This window comes from Endozoicomonas sp. ONNA2 (assembly GCF_024606365.1).
Taxonomy (GTDB): domain Bacteria; phylum Pseudomonadota; class Gammaproteobacteria; order Pseudomonadales; family Endozoicomonadaceae; genus Endozoicomonas.
In genome coordinates this window covers 1-3,069 of sequence record NZ_JAHHPO010000443.1, presented here as the reverse complement: position 1 = coordinate 3,069, position 3,069 = coordinate 1, and the positions used below count along the sequence as shown (strand labels likewise).

General features: G+C 52.9%; 3 protein-coding genes. 2 read left to right on the top strand and 1 reads right to left on the bottom strand.

The window, feature by feature from the left end:
- A partial coding sequence (locus tag KDK14_RS08000) for an ankyrin repeat domain-containing protein (protein WP_257264561.1) occupies window positions 1-1,130 on the bottom strand: 1,130 nt, incomplete at its 3' end.
- Between the two features lie 172 nt (window positions 1,131-1,302).
- On the opposite strand from KDK14_RS08000, the gene bioA reads away from it, so the two are divergent.
- Window positions 1,303-2,592 carry an adenosylmethionine--8-amino-7-oxononanoate transaminase gene (bioA, locus tag KDK14_RS07995; protein WP_257264560.1) on the top strand — a complete coding sequence of 430 codons (1,290 nt, stop codon included), beginning with the start codon at window positions 1,303-1,305 and terminating at the stop codon, window positions 2,590-2,592.
- Between the two features lie 87 nt (window positions 2,593-2,679).
- Complete coding sequence (locus KDK14_RS07990) at window positions 2,680-3,069, top strand: 6,7-dimethyl-8-ribityllumazine synthase (RefSeq protein ID WP_257264559.1); 390 nt, start codon at window positions 2,680-2,682, stop codon at window positions 3,067-3,069.

Below are 3,069 nucleotides of genomic sequence, written 5' to 3'. Positions count from 1 at the left end.
GCAAGCAGACCTTTAGTCTTGCTGCCACCTTGCCTTGCCAGCTGATGGGGGGAGTTCGACCTCCGGCACCTTCCCGGGACGCAGCGAACCCTGGCCAATTCCGGGTCAGCACCCTGTTCCAGCAGCGTCGCCAAAATATGCCTGTAACTTTTCGAGGCGGCGGCGTAAAGCGGAGTCTCCCTGTTTTTGTCGGTGCTATTGACCAGTGCATTGGTGAGTTCGGCCATTTCTGACGGTGGAACTAAAGTGATGACTGACAGTATATAATCGACAATCCGCCCAAAATTACCTTGTACAGCAATGAGGAGCGGCGTAGCACCCCGGGCGTCAGTAGCATTCACCACTTGCCTGACTACCTTGCTCCGCTCGTGTTCCGGTATCACTGAAACAGTATCCAGCATTAACTTGATGATCGAACTACGGCCGAGGCTGGCAGCCAAATGGAGCGGCTGCCAGTTGCCCTTGCCCTGCTTTTCAGGGGCCAGTACCCCGATTATGGTATCGGCTCTTTGGGCCTCTGGTACCAAACTCAGGGACTGCATGAAGAGGTGTACCATCTGGTCATCGCCTCTTTTAATGACTGAACACAGCGGTGTTTCGCTATCTTTGCGGGCAGCATTCATAACCGCCACCAGCGCCCGGCTGATATCAGTTTCGGGCAACGCCAGCAGGCATTTCAAGAAAGTTCCCGCCACCTTCACATTGGCATTCAGAGTGGCAAAGTAAAACGGGGTTGTTTTTTTGTCAAAGCGAAGTGTCATCAGATTGATGGCAACATCTGCCTTTTCTGCTTCCGATAGATCCTGCAAGGCCGTATCAAGCAGATATTTTGTGGCTTCAACATGCCCTTCATTGGCAGTGATGTGCAGTGGAGAAACCGGGTGTTTAGAGATGCCAGACGGGGCCGTTTGAGACACCAGAGCCGGGTCTTCGTTCAGTAACGCCTTCATCCAGTTCAGGTTACCGTTACGGCTGGCGGCTAGTATTGGTGCCTCGCTAAACCGGTTTGATTGGTCATCCCTATCGCTGATTCCGGTGCTTGTTGGCGCCAGATCCTGCAAGGGGATGTCTTCGGTAGCCTCATCAGGCTTTGGATGGGAACAGGGAGGGCCGCTCTGGATTGAATACATAAATAGGAACCTGCTGATATTTAAGTGGAGGAAGAACGTTTAGAACTCATGAGTAGCTGTTTCTGCTGCAGCCGCAGTTTGGCAAGACTGCCCGGAGGTGACTTGAAGGCTCAAACTCATTTACCATTGTGCCCCTTGTAACACCCCAATTACGTGCCAAAAGGAGTCAGGCTTGAGCCTTGTTATAACCCCGGAAGAGTTGTTTTTTGATGCCAGACATATCTGGCATCCATATAGTAAGACCATCGATGGGGTGGATATGTTCCCGGTGGTTGGGGCAGAAGGTGTTTATTTACATCTGAATGATGGCCGCCGGATTATTGATGGCATGTCTTCCTGGTGGTGCATGGTGCACGGCTATAACCATCCTGAAATGAATGCGGCACTGAAGCGTCAGATTGATGATTTCTCTCATGTTATGTTTGGTGGTCTGACCCATAAACCGGCCATTGACCTGGCGAAAAAACTGGTAGCCATGACGCCCGAACCGATGCAAACGGTGTTCTTTGCCGACTCCGGCTCTGTGGCGGTTGAGGTCGCCATCAAAATGGCCATGCAATACTGGATTGCCCGGGAACGACCTGAAAAAAACAAGATGCTCACCGTCAGGGGTGGGTATTACGGCGATACCACCGGAGGCATGTCGATTTGTGATCCCGATGGCGGCATGCACCACTGGTTTACCGGCATCCTGCCGCTGCATTATTTTGCCCCCCGCCCTGAGTGTGGTTTTGCTGAAGCCTGTGAAGAAAGGCATATTGCTCAATTGCAACAGATACTGGATCAACAGGGAAACCAGCTGGCGGGGGTGATTATTGAGCCCATTGTGCAGGGTGCCGGCGGCATGTATTTTTACTCCCCGCAATATCTGACTCGTCTGCGCCAGCTGTGTGACGACTATGAGGTTTTGCTGGTGCATGACGAAATTGCCACAGGGTTTGGTCGCACCGGGAAGCTGTTTGCCTGTGAACATGCGGGCGTTGTTCCGGATATCATGTGCGTCGGCAAGGCCCTGACCGGTGGTTATATGACCATGGCGGCAACCCTGTGTTCAGAGCAGGTCAGCCACACCATTTCTGAACACGGTCCGTTTATGCACGGACCCACCTTTATGGCCAATCCACTGGCCTGTGCTGCCGGTAATGCCAGCCTTGAGATCTTATCCAGAGGCGCATGGCGTGGCCAGTTGACGGCGATTGAACAGGCACTCAGGGAAGGCTTGATGCCTTGTGCTGACCTGCCTGTTGTCGCTGATGTCCGGGTGTTGGGTGGTATTGGGGTCGTGGAGTTGCAAGAACCGGTGGTGGTGGCTGCAATCCAGCCGTTGTTTGTTGCCGAAGGCGTTTGGGTCCGGCCTTTTGGCCAGCTGGTTTATGTGATGCCGCCCTACGTTATTGCCAGCGATGAGCTAAAAGCACTGTGCAGCGGCATTTGTCGAGTGCTTCATCGGGTCAGTTTATGAAATATCCGGGCTAAACCGGTTTGCCTCAAGTCTGGTGGCCAGCTAACGTTTATCTTCATTATTAATAGTTTCCAAGGAGTATCACTCATGGGCGCAGGCCTTCCCAAAACCCCGGAACAGTTCCACAAAATTCCCCATGCACGGCTGGCGATTATCGGTAGCAGTTGGCACAGTGACTGTGTCGATGCCATGATCAACCGGGCGCAAAAAGAGCTGCTGGCGCTGGAGGTCAAGCCGGGGAATATCTCTATCCACAAAGTCCCGGGTTCCCTGGAACTGCCGCTTGCGGCACGAATTCTGTTTGAGCAAGACCCTGACCTCGATGCCATCCTGGCGTTCGGGGTGGTTCTAAAGGGGATCACCAGTCATGATGAGATGGTGCTGCATGGTGTATTTGAAGGCTTTATGGCAGTAACCGAGCGCTTCGGAAAACCTGTGATTAATGAAGTGATCGGGGTGGACAGCATTCAGATGTAA